Source organism: Kitasatospora sp. NPDC093806 (genome assembly GCF_040683335.1).
GTDB lineage: Bacteria > Actinomycetota > Actinomycetes > Streptomycetales > Streptomycetaceae > Kitasatospora.
The window spans coordinates 58,865-74,048 of the sequence record NZ_JBFBDO010000032.1 but is presented as its reverse complement, the minus strand read 5'-3'; the positions used below and the strand labels follow the sequence as shown (position 1 = coordinate 74,048).

The 15,184-nt window shown below is 75.2% G+C and carries 12 protein-coding genes; 8 read left to right on the top strand and 4 right to left on the bottom strand.

Annotated features, from left to right (window positions below; translation table 11 throughout):
- From AB0N76_RS18005 to AB0N76_RS17985, 5 genes are all read left to right on the top strand, one after another.
- The coding region (locus tag AB0N76_RS18005; protein ID WP_363558172.1) for a hypothetical protein at positions 1 to 410 on the top strand (410 nt) is incomplete at its 5' end.
- Between the two features lie 176 nt (positions 411 to 586).
- Positions 587 to 1,609 carry a segregation/condensation protein A gene (locus tag AB0N76_RS18000; protein ID WP_363558170.1) on the top strand — a complete coding sequence of 341 codons (1,023 nt, stop codon included), beginning with the start codon at positions 587 to 589 and terminating at the stop codon, positions 1,607 to 1,609.
- A 344-nt stretch (positions 1,610 to 1,953) separates the two neighbouring features.
- Entirely contained in the window at positions 1,954 to 2,574 is a 621-nt protein-coding gene (scpB, locus tag AB0N76_RS17995; protein ID WP_363558180.1) for an SMC-Scp complex subunit ScpB, read from the top strand.
- 63 nt (positions 2,575 to 2,637) lie between these two features.
- The gene (locus AB0N76_RS17990; protein ID WP_363558168.1) at positions 2,638 to 3,969 is read left to right on the top strand and encodes a pseudouridine synthase; all 1,332 of its coding nucleotides are present in this window, start codon (positions 2,638 to 2,640) and stop codon (positions 3,967 to 3,969) included.
- A gap of 395 nt (positions 3,970 to 4,364) precedes the next feature.
- The gene (locus tag AB0N76_RS17985) at positions 4,365 to 5,348 is read left to right on the top strand and encodes a helix-turn-helix domain-containing protein (protein WP_363558166.1); all 984 of its coding nucleotides are present in this window, start codon (positions 4,365 to 4,367) and stop codon (positions 5,346 to 5,348) included.
- Positions 5,349 to 5,428: 80 nt separating this feature from the next.
- Here AB0N76_RS17985 and AB0N76_RS17980 read toward each other — a convergent pair whose 3' ends face one another.
- The 3 genes from AB0N76_RS17980 to AB0N76_RS17970 form a co-directional block, all read right to left on the bottom strand.
- Positions 5,429 to 5,791 (bottom strand): DUF952 domain-containing protein, encoded by a 363-nt coding sequence (locus AB0N76_RS17980; RefSeq protein WP_363558164.1) that lies wholly within the window; start codon positions 5,789 to 5,791, stop codon positions 5,429 to 5,431.
- Between the two features lie 94 nt (positions 5,792 to 5,885).
- Positions 5,886 to 7,472: a mucoidy inhibitor MuiA family protein gene (locus tag AB0N76_RS17975; RefSeq protein ID WP_363558162.1), complete on the bottom strand. Its 1,587-nt coding sequence runs from the start codon at positions 7,470 to 7,472 to the stop codon at positions 5,886 to 5,888.
- A gap of 3 nt (positions 7,473 to 7,475) precedes the next feature.
- A complete protein-coding gene (locus tag AB0N76_RS17970; protein ID WP_363558160.1) occupies positions 7,476 to 9,716 on the bottom strand; it encodes a DUF4139 domain-containing protein in 2,241 nt (746 codons plus the stop codon).
- A 536-nt stretch (positions 9,717 to 10,252) separates the two neighbouring features.
- Here AB0N76_RS17970 and AB0N76_RS17965 point away from each other — a divergent pair.
- The 3 genes from AB0N76_RS17965 to der all read left to right on the top strand — a co-directional run bounded on the left by AB0N76_RS17965 (position 10,253) and on the right by der (position 13,941).
- A complete protein-coding gene (locus tag AB0N76_RS17965; protein ID WP_363558158.1) occupies positions 10,253 to 11,338 on the top strand; it encodes a prephenate dehydrogenase in 1,086 nt (361 codons plus the stop codon).
- Positions 11,339 to 11,543: 205 nt separating this feature from the next.
- Positions 11,544 to 12,263: a (d)CMP kinase gene (gene cmk, locus AB0N76_RS17960; RefSeq protein ID WP_363558156.1), complete on the top strand. Its 720-nt coding sequence runs from the start codon at positions 11,544 to 11,546 to the stop codon at positions 12,261 to 12,263.
- A 223-nt stretch (positions 12,264 to 12,486) separates the two neighbouring features.
- Positions 12,487 to 13,941: a ribosome biogenesis GTPase Der gene (gene der / locus AB0N76_RS17955; RefSeq protein ID WP_363558154.1), complete on the top strand. Its 1,455-nt coding sequence runs from the start codon at positions 12,487 to 12,489 to the stop codon at positions 13,939 to 13,941.
- A gap of 172 nt (positions 13,942 to 14,113) precedes the next feature.
- Here the strand turns inward: der and AB0N76_RS17950 are convergent, their stop codons facing one another.
- Positions 14,114 to 14,956, bottom strand: a complete 843-nt coding sequence (locus AB0N76_RS17950) for a hypothetical protein (RefSeq protein WP_363558182.1) — start codon at positions 14,954 to 14,956, stop codon at positions 14,114 to 14,116.
- Positions 14,957 to 15,184 lie beyond the last annotated feature (228 nt).

Genomic DNA, 15,184 nt, shown 5'->3' with positions numbered 1-15,184 from the left:
CCGCCCCCACGCAGCCGGGTGGCGCCCAGGGCGCTGCCGGGCAGGCCGGTGGAGCGCAGGCGGGCGGCCCGCAGGCCGGCGGCCAGGGCGGCCGGACGGCCGCGGCACCGGGGCCGCGTCAGCACGCCGGAACGGTCGAGGAGCAGGCGGGTGCCGCGGGACGGCCCCGTCCGCGCGGGCGTGCCCCGCGCCGCCCCACCGGGCGTGAGCGGCACGACGAGAAGATCACCGTGTACGTGTCCGCCGAGGAACTGATGGACCTCGAACACACGCGGCTGGTGCTGCGCGGCGAGCACGGCCTCGCGGTGGACCGCGGCCGGATCGTCCGGGAGGCCATCGCGGTCGTGCTGGCGGACCTGGAGCAGCGCGGCGAGGCCAGCATCCTGGTACGGCGGCTGCGCGGGCGCTGAGCGCCCGTGGGCGTGCGCCGGCGGGGCCATCGGCGCCATTCCGGTGCTACCGGGGCGCTGGGGTGCCGGGGGCGGGTGCGGGTGGGTGCCGGGGGGCCATGGGGCCCGGGGGGCGCCCGGCGTGTCGGTGGCCCCGGCGCGGGACCGGCGGCGCGGCCGGGTGAAGATGGAACGCCATGCCGAGCACGTCCGAGACCCCTGTCACCGCGCCGATCGCAGAATCGGCCGCCGCGCCGACCGTCGAGTCGGCTGCCGGGGCGGGCGCGGCCGCGGGCGGCCCGGGTGGCGGGGAGGCGGCGCAGGGCGGCTTCCGGGTCCGGCTGGACAACTTCGAGGGCCCGTTCGATCTGCTGCTGAGCCTGATCGCCAAGCACAAGCTGGACGTCACCGAGGTCGCGCTGGCGACCGTCACCGACGAGTTCATGGCCCACATCCGCGCCATGGGGCCGGACTGGGACCTGGACGCCGCGACCGAGTTCCTGGTCGTCGCCGCCACCCTCCTCGACCTCAAGGCGGCCCGGCTGCTGCCCGCGGCCGAGGTCGAGGACGAGGAGGACCTCGCCCTGCTGGAGGCGCGCGACCTGCTCTTCGCCCGGCTGCTGCAGTACCGGGCGTACAAGCGGGCGGCGGCGCTGTTCGGCGAGCGCTGGGCCGCGGAGCTGCTCCGGCGGCCGCGCACGGTCGGCCTGGAACCGCGGCACGCGCAGCTGCTGCCCGAGGTCGTGATCAGCATCGGCACCGAGCGCTTCGCGCAGCTCGCGGCCCGGGCGATGGCGCCCAAGCCGAAGCCGGTCGTCTACGTCGACCACATCCACACCCCGCCGGTGAGCGTGCGGGAGCAGGCGGGGCTGGTCGTCGGGCTGCTGACCGAGCTGGGGGAGGCCAGCTTCCAGCGGCTGGTCGCGGACGCGCCGGACACCATGGTGGTGGTCGCCCGCTTCCTGGCGCTGCTGGAGCTGTACCGGGAGCGGGTGCTCGCCTTCGAGCAGCCGGACGCGCTCGGTGAGCTGGTGGTGCGGTGGGTGGCCGAGGCGGACCGGGGCGCGGTCGAGGTGACGGACGAGTTCGACCGGCCGGCGGGCGAGGCTGGGGAGGTGCCTGCGGAGGGGGCGGCGGGCGAGTCGTCCGTGGTGGGGGAGGTACCTGCGGAGGGGGCTGTGGGCGAGGGCGAGCGGATGGGCGAGGAGGACGGGCGATGACGGCTGGGACCGAGGGTGGCGGGCGGCCGGCCCGGCGGGTGCTGGGCGTCCCGGGGCAGCCGCGGGCCGAGGAGTGGCTGGAGCCGGCGCCGGGGGCGCTGGAGGAGCCCCCGGGGGCGCTGGAGGTGCTGCCGGGGGTGCTGGAGGAGCCCGCAGGGGTGCTGGAGGTGCTGCCGGGGGCGCCGGGCGCGGTCGTCGAGCCGGTGGCCGTCGTGGAGCCGGTGGCCGTCGTGGAGGCCGTGGCCGTCGTCGAGCCGGTGGTCGTGCACCAGAAGTCGGCCCCGTCGACTTCTGGTGCGGGTTCCGATGTCGACAGCGGCGTATCGGAGGCGGACGGGCCGGGCCTGCGGGCGGAGCTGGAGGCGATCCTGATGATCGTCGACGAGCCGGTCGGGGAGGCCCACCTGGCGTCCGTGCTGGAACGGCCCCGGGCGGAGGTGGCGGCCGCGCTGCGCGCGCTGTCCGCCGAGTACACCGCTCAGGGGCGGGGTTTCGACCTGCGGCTAGTGGCCGGCGGCTGGCGGTTCTACAGCCGGGCCGCCTGCGCGCCGGCCGTCGACCGCTTCGTCCTGGACGGCCAGCAGGCCCGGCTGACCCAGGCCGCGCTGGAGACGCTCGCGGTGGTCGCCTACCGGCAGCCGGTGTCCAGATCGCGGGTCTCAGCCGTCCGCGGTGTGAACTGTGACGGCGTGATGCGTACCCTGGTACAGCGAGGACTGGTGGAAGAGGCCGGATCCGAGCCCGAAACAGGTGCGATCCTGTATCGGACGACGAACTACTTCCTGGAACGGATGGGGCTCCGCGGCCTGGATGAGCTGCCGGAGCTCGCTCCCTTCCTGCCCGAGGTCGACGACGTGGAAGCGGAGTCCCTGGAGGGCACGATGATCGCGGAGGCGGTCGCCGCCGCTGCCGCACAGGCTGCGGACGGCAGTGGCGAGACCGATCGGTCGGCGCCCGATCGGTAGGGGGCGGTGAGGTCGGCCGAAACGACCGCACATCCCAGACGGTAACGACGTACGGACATTTTGATGCGTAGCAGTGGCAACGGCAGGAACAGCAGCGGCGGCGGCAGCGGTCGCGGCGGACAGGGCGGGGGCCGGGGCGGCGGCTCCTACGGGGGCGGCGCCGGCCGCGGCGGCTCGGGCTCCGGCTCCTCGCGGGGCGGTTCGTACGGCGGCGGCTCCGGCCGTGGCGGCTCGGGCTCGGGCTCCTCGCGCGGTGGTTCGTACGGCGGTGGTTCGTACGGCGGCGGCTCGGGCCGCGGCGGGTCGGGTTCGTCCGGCTCGTACGGTTCCTCCGGCTCGTACGGGCGGGACGACCGCCGCGACGGCCGTCGGGACGACCGCAGGGACGACCGGCGCGACGACCGCCGCTACCCGGACCGCCCGCTGCGGCCCGAGGAGCGCAAGTACGACCGCCCCGAGTACGGCGGCGGCCCCAACGCCACCCCGGCCCGCGGCGGCTTCGCCGGGCGCCGGCCCGGTCCGGCCCCGCGTCCGCGCCGTGAGGGGCAGGGCGCCCCGGGCGACCCGCGCCGCCAGCCGCAGCGCTCGCGCGAGCTGCAGGCCCGGATCGAGGACGCGGTGCTGGCCCGGCACGACAAGCCGGCCGTGAAGCTCCCGAAGACCTTCGGCGAGCCCGAGGGCGAGCGTCTGCAGAAGGTGCTGGCGCGCGCCGGCATCGGCAGCCGGCGGGCCTGCGAGGAGCTCATCGAGCAGGGCCGGGTCGAGGTCAACGGCAAGCAGGTCACCGAGCAGGGCAAGCGGGTCGACCCGCAGAAGGACGAGATCAAGGTGGACGGCCTGACCGTCGCCACCCAGTCCTACCTGTTCTTCGCGCTGAACAAGCCGGCCGGCGTGGTCTCCACCATGGAGGACCCGGACGGTCGGCAGTGCCTCGGCGACTACGTGACCAACCGGGAGACCCGGCTGTTCCACGTCGGCCGCCTGGACACCGAGACCGAGGGCATCATCCTGCTCACCAACCACGGCGAGCTGGCCCACCGCCTCACCCACCCCCGGTACGGCGTGACCAAGACCTACCTGGCCGCCATCCAGGGCCCGATCCCGCGTGACCTGGGCAAGCGCCTGGCACAGGGCATCGAGCTGGAGGACGGCTTCGCCCGCGCCGACAGCTTCAAGGTCGTCTCGAACGTCGGCAAGAACTACCTGGTCGAGGTGACCCTGCACGAGGGTCGCAAGCACATCGTCCGCCGGATGCTGTCGGAGGCCGGCTTCCCGGTCGAGAAGCTGGTGCGGACCCACTTCGGCCCGATCGCCCTGGGCGACCAGAAGTCCGGCTGGCTGCGCCGACTGACCAACCCCGAGGTGGGTCAGCTGATGCGCGAGGTCGGCCTGTAGGTCGTGGGGTCGTAGGCCGCGGGTCGTACGGCGGTCGTGCGTCTGCGCGGGCGCGGTGGCACTCAGGTGTCAGCGCGCCCGCGTCCGCGCTATGTAGACCGGTCTGCATAATTCTGTAGACCGGTCGGTATAAAAGCGGGTCGAGTATGTAGACCGGTCTGCATATTTCTCTAGACCGGTCTACATATTCGGGCGTTTCCGGAGGGCCTCCCCGTCGAGTGGCGGGGAGGCCCTCCGTCGTTCGGCGGATCCTGCTGTGAAGCGGGCCGCATCGGTCGGTGATCACCTTGTCAGCCGCATGATCCGTGGCCGAAGATTGCCACCTGCCCACGATCCGCCGGGTGGCGGGAGTGCGCCACTCGGCGCGGGGCGCGAGGCGAACGGGGAGCGACGCCGTGTCCGATGCACCACTCAGCGCTCTGGGACTGGCCGGACCGGACGGGCGGGTCTACGCGGCGCTGGTGGCCAACCCGCAGTCGACGGCCGAGGACCTCGCCGACTTCTGCGACCTGACCCTCCAGCAGAGCGCCCGCGCCCTGGACCGGCTCGCCCAGCAGGGCATGGCCACCCGGGCGCCGGTGGACCGGCAGCGGTTCCTGCCGGTCGCCCCCGACGTCGCGATCGGCACCCTGATAGGCCACCGCGAGTCCGAGCTGCGGCACGCCCGGGCCGAGATGCACCGGCTGATGGACGCCTTCCGGGAGGCCTCGCGGTACACCGACCCGGCGCACTCGGTCGAGGTGCTGACCGGCGGCGAGGCGATCGCGCAGCGCCTGGAGCACATCACCGAGACCAGCCAGTACCAGATCCGCGGCTTCGACTGCCCGCCCTACATCCAGGACCCGGTGGCCAACATCCCGTTGCAGCGGCAGCGGATGAAGGAGGGCCTGCGGTTCCGGACCATCTACGACCGGGAGGCGGTGGCCTGGCCGGGCCGGCTGGAGAAGAACATCCTGGTCGGGGTCGCGGACGGCGAGGAGGCCCGGGTCCGGCCGGTGCTCCCGATGAAGATGATCATGTCGGACGACCGGATGGCCGTCATCCCGATCAGCGTCGGCGACAGCGTCCTCGACGCCGCCTACGTCATCCACCCCTCCGCCCTGCTCCAGGCGCTGGACACCCTGTTCGAGGCGGAGTGGGAGCGGGCCGTCCAGCTCCAGGCGGAGCTCGGCGCGGCCGAGGAGGCGCTGGAGCCGGAGGCCGACCACCGCAAGCTGCTCGGCCTGCTGGCCGCCGGCCTCACCGACGAGTCGATCGCCCGCTCGCTCGGCTGGAGCGCCCGGACCACCCAGCGCCGGCTCCAGTCGCTGATGCGCGAGCTGGGCGCCACCACCCGCTTCCAGGCCGGCATGGCGGCCCGGGAGCGGGGCTGGCTGTAACGGGCGGGGCGGCTGAGGGGCGGGCTGCGAGGCGGCTGTGAGGGGGCCGCGGGGTGAGGGCTCGCCGGCCGGGCCGGGCGTCAGCTCCAGGGGGAGAGGGACGCCCAGCGGCCGTCCGGTCCGCGCTCGACCTTCTCCAGGCCGACCACCGCGGACCGGTTGAGCCGGCCGTAGATGTGCGGGAACAGCACGTCGGGGGTGGCCCCGGGCGGCGGTGCGCCGTGCGGGGCCTCCCACTTGACCATCGGTTCCACCAGCGACTCCTCGATCAGCAGCACCATCAGCGGTTCGCGGGCGTCGGCGTAGAAGGCGTTGGCCACGGCGAGCGCGGTCCGCTCGTCCGCCGAGCAGTGGATGAACCCGTCGGTGAGCAGCGAGGCGGTCGCGTACGGCCGGCCCGGGTCGGCCAGCCAGTCGTCCAGGGGGGCGAGGTGCAGGATCATGTTCCTGTTGTACCCGGTCCGGTGGTGGCTGGGTGAGCGTCCTCGCGGCGGTTCGCGCGGGGCGGTGGAGCCGGCGGTAGCGGAGGCGGTGTGCTCAGAGGCCGGCCACCTTCGCGGAGGCGGAGACCTCGTACACCAGGGTGACCGTCCGGCGGGCGCCCGGGCCGAGCGGGACGTCCCAGCGGACGATGCCCTCGGCGTCGAAGGCGTCCGGCGCCGGCGAGCACTCCTCCTTGCGCAGCCGCACCTCCACCGCGGACACCTCGGAGACCGGCACCCGTTCGCGCAGCGCGACCAGTTGCTCGTCCCGCTCCTCCGGTCCGGAGAACCGCGACAGGTGCAGCCGGACCGTGCGGGTGGTCACCGAGCGCTGGGTCAGGCCGCCGGTCGACTGGCGCTCCTCCGTCTCGCGGACCACCCGGTAGCCGTCCGAGCTGCCGAACGACAGCTCCGCGTCGGCCCCGGCGGCCGTGAACGGCAGCTGCCCGCGCCCGGTGAAGCCGCTGCCCCGGACCAGCTCGACCGGCCCGGCGAGCAGCGCGTGCCCGGCCGCGTTGCGGAACCGGACCACCTGCGTCACCAGCGGCGACAGCTCCGGCGCGCAGGCGTACTCGCTGTGCGCAGGCCCGCCGAAGGAGCCCAGCGGCACCCGGTGCGCCCGCCCGTCGGACGGCACGGTGGCCGGGGCCGGGGCGGTCAGCACCCGCACCTCGCCCCCGTCGTCCACGCCCGGCACCATCCCGTCCGGGCGGAGCGTGGAGATCGCCTCCTCGCGCAGTTCGACCTCGACGGTGCGCCGCTCCTCGGCACTGCGCTCGCGCAGCGTCAGCACGTCCTCGACGAGCGCGGGCGGTTCGGTGGCCAGCGCCGAACGGGCGGTGGAGAAGGTGAGCCGGGCCCCGGCCCACTCCTCGCCGGTGCGCTGCCAGACCACCGCCTCGGACTCCAGCCGCAGCGCGCCGTCGACCAGGGTGGCCCGGTAGGACGGCCGCCAGAGCGCGCACGGCACCAGGTGGCTCACCGTCAGCCGGGCCGGGCCGGCCGTCGCGGCCTCGACGGTGAGGTCGAGGTGGGCGACCAGTTCGGCGGGCTGCCGCTCGGCCTCGTCCACGGCGACCAGCGCCCGGGAGTGCTCCTCCTCCAGTTCGCGCAGCCGGGAGCGGGCGGCGCGCAGCTGTTCGCCGTACCGCTCGCGCTCGGCGTCGACGCGTTCGAGCTCGCGGGCCCAGCGGGTCCGTTCGACCTCGCCGGCGCCGGCGCCCTCACCGACCTCGCGCAGCAGGTCGGCGGAGAGCTGGGCGAGCAGCGCCAGCCGGGCGCCCAGCCGGTCGATCAGCTGCTCCTCCTGGCGGCTGCCCCGGTCCAGGGCGTGCAGGCGGTGCCGGAGCTCGGAGTCGTCGGGACCGGGCGGCAGCGGGGCGCGCGGGGTCCAGCTGCGCACCACCCGGGCGTCCAGGACCCGCACGCCCGGGGTGTCCGACTCGGCGCGCAGGGTGCGGTCGACGGCGAGGGCGGTGAGCGGGCCCAGCCGCAGCCGGTGGACGCCGGCCGACAGGGTCAGGGCGACGGCGCGTTCGACCTGGGCGCGGTCCTCCAGGCAGGTGACGGCGGTGACGGGGAGCGGGGTGACGAGGGGTGGGGTGACGGGAGACGGGGTGACGGGGAGGGCGGGCACGGTCATCGTTCAGTTCCTCCGGTTTCCGCCGACGATGGCCTTTCCGGCCGGGATCTTGATTTGGTAGCCGCCGTCCAGCTCGGCCCGGCCGCCCGGGGGCAGGTCGACCCGCCAGAGCCGGGTGCCGGCCGGGTGGTCGGGGGACGGTTCGGCCGGCGCGTGCCAGTCGGCCCGTTCCTCGATCCGGACGTCGGCGTCGGAGCTGACCGGCACCCGTTCGCGGACCTCGACGGTGATCGGGCGGCCGAGCCGGTTGGCCAGTTCGACGTGGACGCGGTGGTCGAGCACGGTGCTGCTGTTCAGCATGCCCGCGGTGGACTCGCGCAGCTCGGTACGGCGCGTCACCTCGACCGACTCGTCGACACCGATGCCCAGTCGGCGGACACCGCCGGGCGCGAGGGTGGGCAGGGCGGCGGTGAGCAGGTACCGGTCGTCGACGGTCAGCTCGACCGGCCCGGCGAGCACCGCCCGCTCGGTGGGGTTGGTGATCACCAGGGTGGCGTAGACCTTCTCCTCGACCGAGGGGACGGTGACGTACTCGGGCCGGACGGACACCGGGATCTCGTCGATGGTGACGGTGTGCCAGGTGGCGTCGGACGGGATGTCGGCGGGCGCGGCGGCGTCGAAGCGGTGGTCGAAGGAGCCGGCCGAGACGCGCGGCGGCACGGCGTGGTGCGGCAGGGGGAGGCCGTGCAGCCCGGCGTCGTACGGGCCGGTGTTGTGCAGCCCGGAGCCGTACGGGCCGGCGCCGTACGGGGCGGCGCCGGGGGTCCGGTGGGCGCTGCCGGGGCGGGCGGACGGGCGGCGCAGGGTGCCGCGGCGGTCGGCGGCGGCGTCCGGGCCGAGCAGTTCGAGGGCCGGGTAGTCGAGCAGCAGGTCGTCCGGGACGGGGGGAGCGGGTGGGGTGGTGGACGGGGCGGGGGCGGCTCCGCTGCCTCCGGGGGCTCCGGCGAGCAGGAAGTCGGGGGCGTCGAAGGCCGCCCCGCCGAGCTCCAGGCCCTCGGGCGCGGCGGCGGCCCGGCGGGCCCGTGCCGAGCGGGCGGCGGGTGCGGGCGGCGGCGGGGGCGCGGGGGAGGGAGCCGGTCCGCCGTAGCCGGCGAAGGCGGGGGGCTCGTCGGCCGAGCGGAGTCCGCCAGGCGCTTGGGGGCGGGTCGCGGCGGCCGGGGCGATGGCCGGGGTGGCGGCCAGGATGACGGGGGCGGCGGGTCGTGGTTCGGTGGCGGCCGCGCCCGGTCCGCGTCCACCCGGCAGCGGGCGCGGGCCGACCGCGTCGTAGCCGGCGAACAGGTCGGACAGACCGGCCGGGGGCTCGCGCCAGCCGGACGGCGGCGGGGTCGGCTGGCTGCGGCCGATCCGGAGCGAGCGCAGCTTGGGCAGGTCGGTGCGCCGGTCCAGGTCGGCGGTGGAGAGGGCGAGCCGGACGCCGGTCCAGTCCTCGCCGGTCAGCTGGGCGACGGAGGCGCGCAGGACCAGTCGGCCGGTGTCGGCGCCCGACCGGTAGGACAGCCGGTAGGACGGCACCCAGCGGGCGGCCGGGACGGCGTACTCCAGTTCGAGTTCGAGTTCGAGATCGGACGCGCCGTCGGGGCCGGGAGCGGGGGCGGGGGCGGAATCGCCGTCGGGGCCGGGGCCGGGGGCGCCCTCGGCGGTAGGCGGGGGAGCGAGGGCGAGGGTGAGCAGGACGGTCGCCGCCGTCTCCACCGTCGCGGAGCGGTCAGCGCTCGACGAGCGGGCCAGTCGGTCGGTGAGCAACTCGGTTTCGTGCTGGGCGAGTTCGAGGGCATGGTGCAGTTCCTCGGCGCGCCCGTGGAGTGCGGTGAGGCGTTCGTCGACGAACTCGGCCAGCTCCAGCCAGGCGTCGGCGGGCGTCCGGCGGAGCTGCTCGTCCCGGCGCCGGGCCGGTGGGACGGCGCGCAGGGCGGCGGTCTCGTCGATGGCGGCGAGGACCAGCCGGTGGCGTTCCCGCAGGGCGCTCTCGCGCTCCCGGGCCTCGTTGAGCTCGCGGCGCAGTTCGGGCAGCTCGGACGGTTCGCGGAGCTCGGTGACGGCTTCGAGCCGGGCCTCGGTGACCGCGGCGCCGGCCGGGCCGGCGAGGACCCGGGCGCGCAGCGAGCCCTGGTCGATCCCCTTGGGCAGGCCGGTCAGCCGGAGCCGCCCGCCAGGGGGCACGGCCACCCGGGTCCGGCGGCGGCAGACCGCGCCGGCGGCGTGGACGACGACGGAGTCGAGCACGGAGGGCACGGAGGGCACGGAGGGGATGGAGGGCACGGAGGGGGCAGAGGGAATCGAGGGGACGGGAGGGACGGTGGGGACGGTTTCGGAGCTCCCGTCGTGCGGTCGATGCTGGTCGCTGCTGTGTGGATCGTTCACCCGGCGAACCCCTTCGTCGTGCTGCCGTCGGCGCCGAACGCGCCGGGCCACCCCTTGGGCGGCCCATCCTGCCGTGCGTCGGCGCCCGCGTCCCCGGTTTTCCGCCGCGCGTGGCGTCCCGGGCGCCGTGGCGTGCGCTCCGTGGCGCGGGCCGGGGCGCGGGTCGGGACGTGGGGGTCGTGGCGGGGACACCCGGGGCGGACGCTTCCGCGTGAGTGGGGACGGGCGGGAGCGCGGCACGGTTGCGGCCGGTGGCGACCGGAGGCGGCCGAGTCGGCCGAAGTCGGCCGGGGGTGACCCCGGGTGACCGCGCGGGAGGCGGGGATGGGGGAGGATGGGGCGGTCCCGTCCGTGCGGTTCCGTGCGGTTCCGTTCCGTGCAGTCCCGTGCAGTTCCGTGAGGAGAGCCACCCCGCCATGCGCACAGTCGCCGTCGTCGGTACCGGACTCATCGGCACCTCCGCCGCGCTCGCCCTCACCGGACGGGGCCTGACCGTCCACCTGGAGGACGCCGACCCGGACGCCGCTCGCACCGCCGCGTCCCTGGGCGCGGGCACCACCGAGCCCGCGGACGGCCCGGTCGACCTCGCGATCATCGCCGTCCCGCCGGCCCTGGTCGGCAAGGTGCTCGCCGACTGCCAGCGCCGCGGCCTGGCGCGCTGGTACACCGACGTCGCCAGCGTCAAGGCCGGGCCGCGCGCCGAGATCGCCGCGCTCGGCTGCGACACCGTCCACTACATCGGCAGCCACCCGATGGCCGGGCGGGAGCGGTCCGGCCCGCTGGCCGCCCGCGCGGACCTGTTCGAGGGCCGGCCGTGGGTGCTCACCCCCACCCCCGACACCGACACCGAGACGCTGAACGCCGTCCTCGAAGTGGTCGCGCTCTGCGGGGCCATGCCGATCGTCATGGACGCCGCGGCGCACGACCGCGCGGTCGCCCTGGTGTCGCACGCCCCCCAGTTGCTCTCCTCGCTGGTCGCCGCCCGGCTGGAGCACGCCGACGAGACGGCGATAAGGCTCTCCGGCCAGGGCGTCCGGGACGTGACCCGGATCGCCGCCTCCAACCCCGCGATGTGGGTGGACATCCTGTCCGCCAACGCGGGCGCCGTCGCCGACGTGCTGGAGGAGCTCGCCACCGACCTCGGCGGGACCGTCGCCGCGCTGCGCGCCCTGCAGGCCGCCGAGGAGGCCGAGCGGCGCGGCGGCGCCGCCGGGATCGAGGCCGTGATGCGGCGCGGCAACAGCGGCCAGGCCCGGATCCCCGGCAAGCACGGCGCGCCGCCCACCCGGTACGAGACGGTCGCGGTCGTCCTCGGCGACCAGCCCGGCGAGCTGGGCCGGCTGTTCGGCGAGGTCGGCGCGGCGGGCGTCAACATCGAGGACGTCGACATCGAGCACTCGACCGGCCAGCAGGTGGGCTTCGTCCAGCTGTCGGTGGCGCCGACGGCGGTGCGGCCGCTGACGGCGGCGCTGCGGGCGAGCGGCTGGAGCGTCCGGGACTGAGGCTTCGGGTCGGCGGGCGGTGAGGTCTCGCTGCGGCCCTCGGTAGTCGTCCGGTGACCGGCGGGACCGGGTCGGGCGGCGGTCCATTAACCTTGAGGGAGACCATCCCCCGGCTCCCCCGCACATCGGGCCGCCATGCTCGGGTATCCCGAGCTCAGCGATTCAGTGATTCAGAGATTCAGAGATTCAGAGAGAGGTTCGCGCCGTGGAAACTGCCGACCGAGCGCACGCCCCGGTCGTCGTCGCCATCGACGGACCCTCCGGCTCCGGCAAGTCGACCGTCTCCCGGGCGGTCGCCGCCCGGCTGGGCCTGAGCTTCCTGGACACCGGTGCGATGTACCGGGCGATGACCTGGTGGATGCTGGCCAACGACGTCGACGTGGACGACCCGGAGGCGGTGGCCGTCGCGTGCGGCAAGCCGGTGATCGTGTCCGGCACGGACGCGGACGGCCCGACCATCACCGTGGACGGCCGGGACGTCTCCGGCCCGATCCGCGGCCCCGAGGTGACCGCGCAGGTCAGCGCCGTCGCCGCGGTGCCGGCGGTGCGCACCCGGCTGGTCGAGCTGCAGCGCGGCTGCGCCGAGGTCGCCGAGCGCGGCATCGTCGCCGAGGGCCGGGACATGGGGAGCGTGGTCTTCCCGGACGCCACCGTCAAGATCTTCCTGACCGCGTCGGAGACGGCCCGGGCCGAGCGCCGCGCGGCCGAGCTGCGGGCGAAGGGCGTCGACGAGGCGACCATCGTCGCGATGGCCGCCGACCTGGCCCGCCGGGACAAGGCGGACTCGTCGCGGGCGACCGCGCCGCTCACCCAGGCCGCGGACGCGGTCCGGGTGGACACCAGCGACCTCACCCTGGAGCAGGTGATCGACCGGATCGCCGCCCTGGTGGCGGAGCGGGCGGGCACCGCGCTCTCCACGGTCTGACAGCCGTCTGGGCCTGACAGCCGTCGGGGCCTGACAACCGTCGGGCTCCGGTCGAGGACCGGCTCCGGCCGGTGGATCCACGTGATCCAGCGTGATCCACCGTGATCCACCTGATGTACGGGGTGCCAAGGCGGCACCCGGAACCATTCGCGCTGCCCCGGTGGGGCAGGTACGCACGGCACGTCCCTGGGAAGGGCCGGGCCGGGAAACGGACAACACGAACATGACCGCAGAGCACTCCACCGCCGGCCCCGGCGAACTGGACGCCTCCGACTACGCCGAGTACATGGCGCTCGCCGCCGAGGAGGGCTTCGACCTCGACGACATCGACGGCTTCGGCGACGGCAGCCACGTCCCGCTGCCGGTGCTGGCCGTCGTCGGCCGCCCGAACGTCGGCAAGTCGACCCTGGTGAACCGCATCATCGGCCGTCGTGAGGCCGTCGTCGAGGACAAGCCCGGCGTCACCCGCGACCGCGTCACCTACGAGGCCGCCTGGAACGGCCGCCGCTTCAAGGTCGTCGACACCGGCGGCTGGGAGATCGACGTCCTCGGCATCGACGCCATGGTCGCCGCGCAGGCCGAGCTCGGCATCGAGCAGGCCGACGCGGTGCTGTTCGTGGTCGACGCCACGGTCGGCGCCACCGACACCGACGAAGCCCTGATCAAGCTCATCCGCCGGGCCGGCAAGCCGACCGTGCTCTGCGCCAACAAGGTCGACGGCCCCTCCACCGAGGCCGAGGCCGCCTACCTCTGGTCGCTCGGCCTCGGCGAGCCGTTCCCGGTCTCCGCCCTGCACGGCCGCGGCTCCGGCGACCTGCTCGACGCCGTCATGGCCGCGCTGCCCGAGGCCCCGCCGCAGACCTTCGGCGACGCCGCCCCCGGCGGCCCGCGCCGCATCGCGCTGATCGGCCGGCCGAACGTCGGCAAGTCCAGCCTGCTCAACAAGGTCGCCGGCGAGGAGCGGGTGGTCGTCAACGAGCTGGCCGGCACCACCCGTGACCCGGTCGACGAGATGATCGAGCTCGGCGGCAAGACCTGGAAGTTCGTCGACACCGCCGGCATCCGCCGCCGGGTCCACCTGACCGCCGGCGCCGACTTCTACGCCTCGCTGCGCACCACCGCCGCGCTGGACAAGGCCGAGGTCGCGGTCGTCCTGATCGACGCCAGCGAGACCCTCGCCGAGCAGGACACCCGGATCATCTCGATGGCCGTCGAGTCCGGGCGCGCCGTCGTCGTCGCCTACAACAAGTGGGACCAGCTGGACGAGGAGCGCCGCTACTACCTGGAGCGCGAGATCGAGCGCGATCTCGTCCAGGTGCAGTGGGCGCCGCGGGTCAACGTCTCGGCGAAGACCGGCCGGCACATGGAGAAGCTCGTCCCGGCGATCGAGACCGCGCTGGAGGGTTGGGAGACCCGTATCCCGACCGCCCGCCTGAACGCCTTCCTCGGCGAGCTGGTGGCCGCCCACCCGCACCCGATCCGCGGTGGCAAGCAGCCGCGCATCCTGTTCGGCACCCAGGCGGGCGCCCGTCCGCCGCGCTTCGTGCTGTTCGCCTCGGGCTTCCTGGAGGCCGGGTACCGCCGGTTCATCGAGCGCCGGCTGCGTGAGGAGTTCGGCTTCGTCGGCACGCCGATCTCGATCTCGGTGCGGGTGCGGGAGAAGCGCAAGAAGAAGTAGTGGTGGACGGCCGTAGTCGGCCGTAGTCGGCCGTAGTCGGCCGTAGTCGTCCGGACGGCGGGAGCCGTCGGGCGATGGAGTAGGGGAAGGGCCCCGTCACCCGGTTTCGCGACCGGGGGCGGGGCCCTTCTTCTTGCGCTTGCGCTTGTTCTTGTTCCAGGCCGGCGGCGGTTCAGTGGTGGCTGCCGCTGCGGCCCGGGGGGAGGGAGAGCAGGCTGCGGTGGCGGCCGCCGGTGGTCGCGCCCGGGCCGCCGGGGCCGCCGTGACCGAAGGCGGTGCCCGAGCCGGGCGCGGGCACCGGGACGGTCACCGGCATCGGTGCGGGGACGGAAACGGGGACCGGCATCGGCTGCGGGACCGGGCCCAGGTACCCGGCCGCGACCCAGCCCTGGCCGGTGCCGAACTGGCCGCCGCCGAACTGCGCCTGGGGAGTGGCGGGTTGGGCGGGGGAGTGGCCCTGACCGTGGCCGAGGCCGTCGGCGGGGTGGCCGCCGTGACCGCCGTGGGTCGCGTGTACGGCCTGGCCGCCGTGGGTGTGGGCGTGGCCCTGGGTGTGGCCGTGACCGTGGGCGTGCCCGTGGTCGTGCGCGAGGTGCTGGCCGAGCGGTCCGTGGTGGCCGGTGTGCGCGGCATGACCGGTGTGGCCGCTGTGACTGGTGTGACCGGTGTGGCCGGTCTGGTCGGGGCCGCTCTGCTGGCTGGGCATGAACTGCGGGATGCCGATCGCCTGACCCGCGTACGTCTGGAACGTCTGGTGCTGCGGCGGGTACGGGCGCGGGTCGGCGAGCACCGGATAGCCGTCCCGGACGGCGAAGCCGGCGAACTTCAGGTCCTCCTCGCCGGACCGGTCGCCCGGCAGCGCGCGGAAGAGGCGACGGTACTCGGAGTACAGCTCGTCGTAGATCGGCGTCGCGGAGTGCGGGTGCTCCGCGTCGTACGACGGGCGCATGCCCGGGATCGCGCGGGAGGCGGTGGCGGACCGCCGGGGGGCTGCGGGGACGTCGTAGCTGTACACGCAGGGCCCAACGAGCGAGGGCGCCGGGGGATGCGGGGTCCCTCGGCCCGGGCGGAAGGTGGCCTATGCCGATCGGCAGGGGCGCGCGCGGACGCGCGCGGGCACGTCCGGACGCGTGCGAGGTGTGCGGGCGCGCGGGCGTGCGTGAGCGTGCACGGGACGCGCACGGGACGCCGCGCACGCTCACGCCGCGCTGCCGATCGGGACGGGCCGCCTTCCGGCCGGGGC

Excerpts from the sequence above, each read along its gene's own strand:
- AB0N76_RS17975 (WP_363558162.1), bottom strand. The coding sequence starts at position 7,472 with ATGACCGTGCCCGCCCTCCCCGTCACCCCGTCTCCCGTCACCCCACCC.
- AB0N76_RS17980 (WP_363558164.1), bottom strand. The coding sequence starts at position 5,791 with ATGATCCTGCACCTCGCCCCCCTGGACGACTGGCTGGCCGACCCGGGC.
- AB0N76_RS17990 (WP_363558168.1), top strand. The coding sequence starts at position 2,638 with ATGCGTAGCAGTGGCAACGGCAGGAACAGCAGCGGCGGCGGCAGCGGT.
- AB0N76_RS18000 (WP_363558170.1), top strand. The coding sequence starts at position 587 with ATGCCGAGCACGTCCGAGACCCCTGTCACCGCGCCGATCGCAGAATCG.
- der (WP_363558154.1), top strand. The coding sequence starts at position 12,487 with ATGACCGCAGAGCACTCCACCGCCGGCCCCGGCGAACTGGACGCCTCC.
- AB0N76_RS17965 (WP_363558158.1), top strand. The coding sequence starts at position 10,253 with ATGCGCACAGTCGCCGTCGTCGGTACCGGACTCATCGGCACCTCCGCC.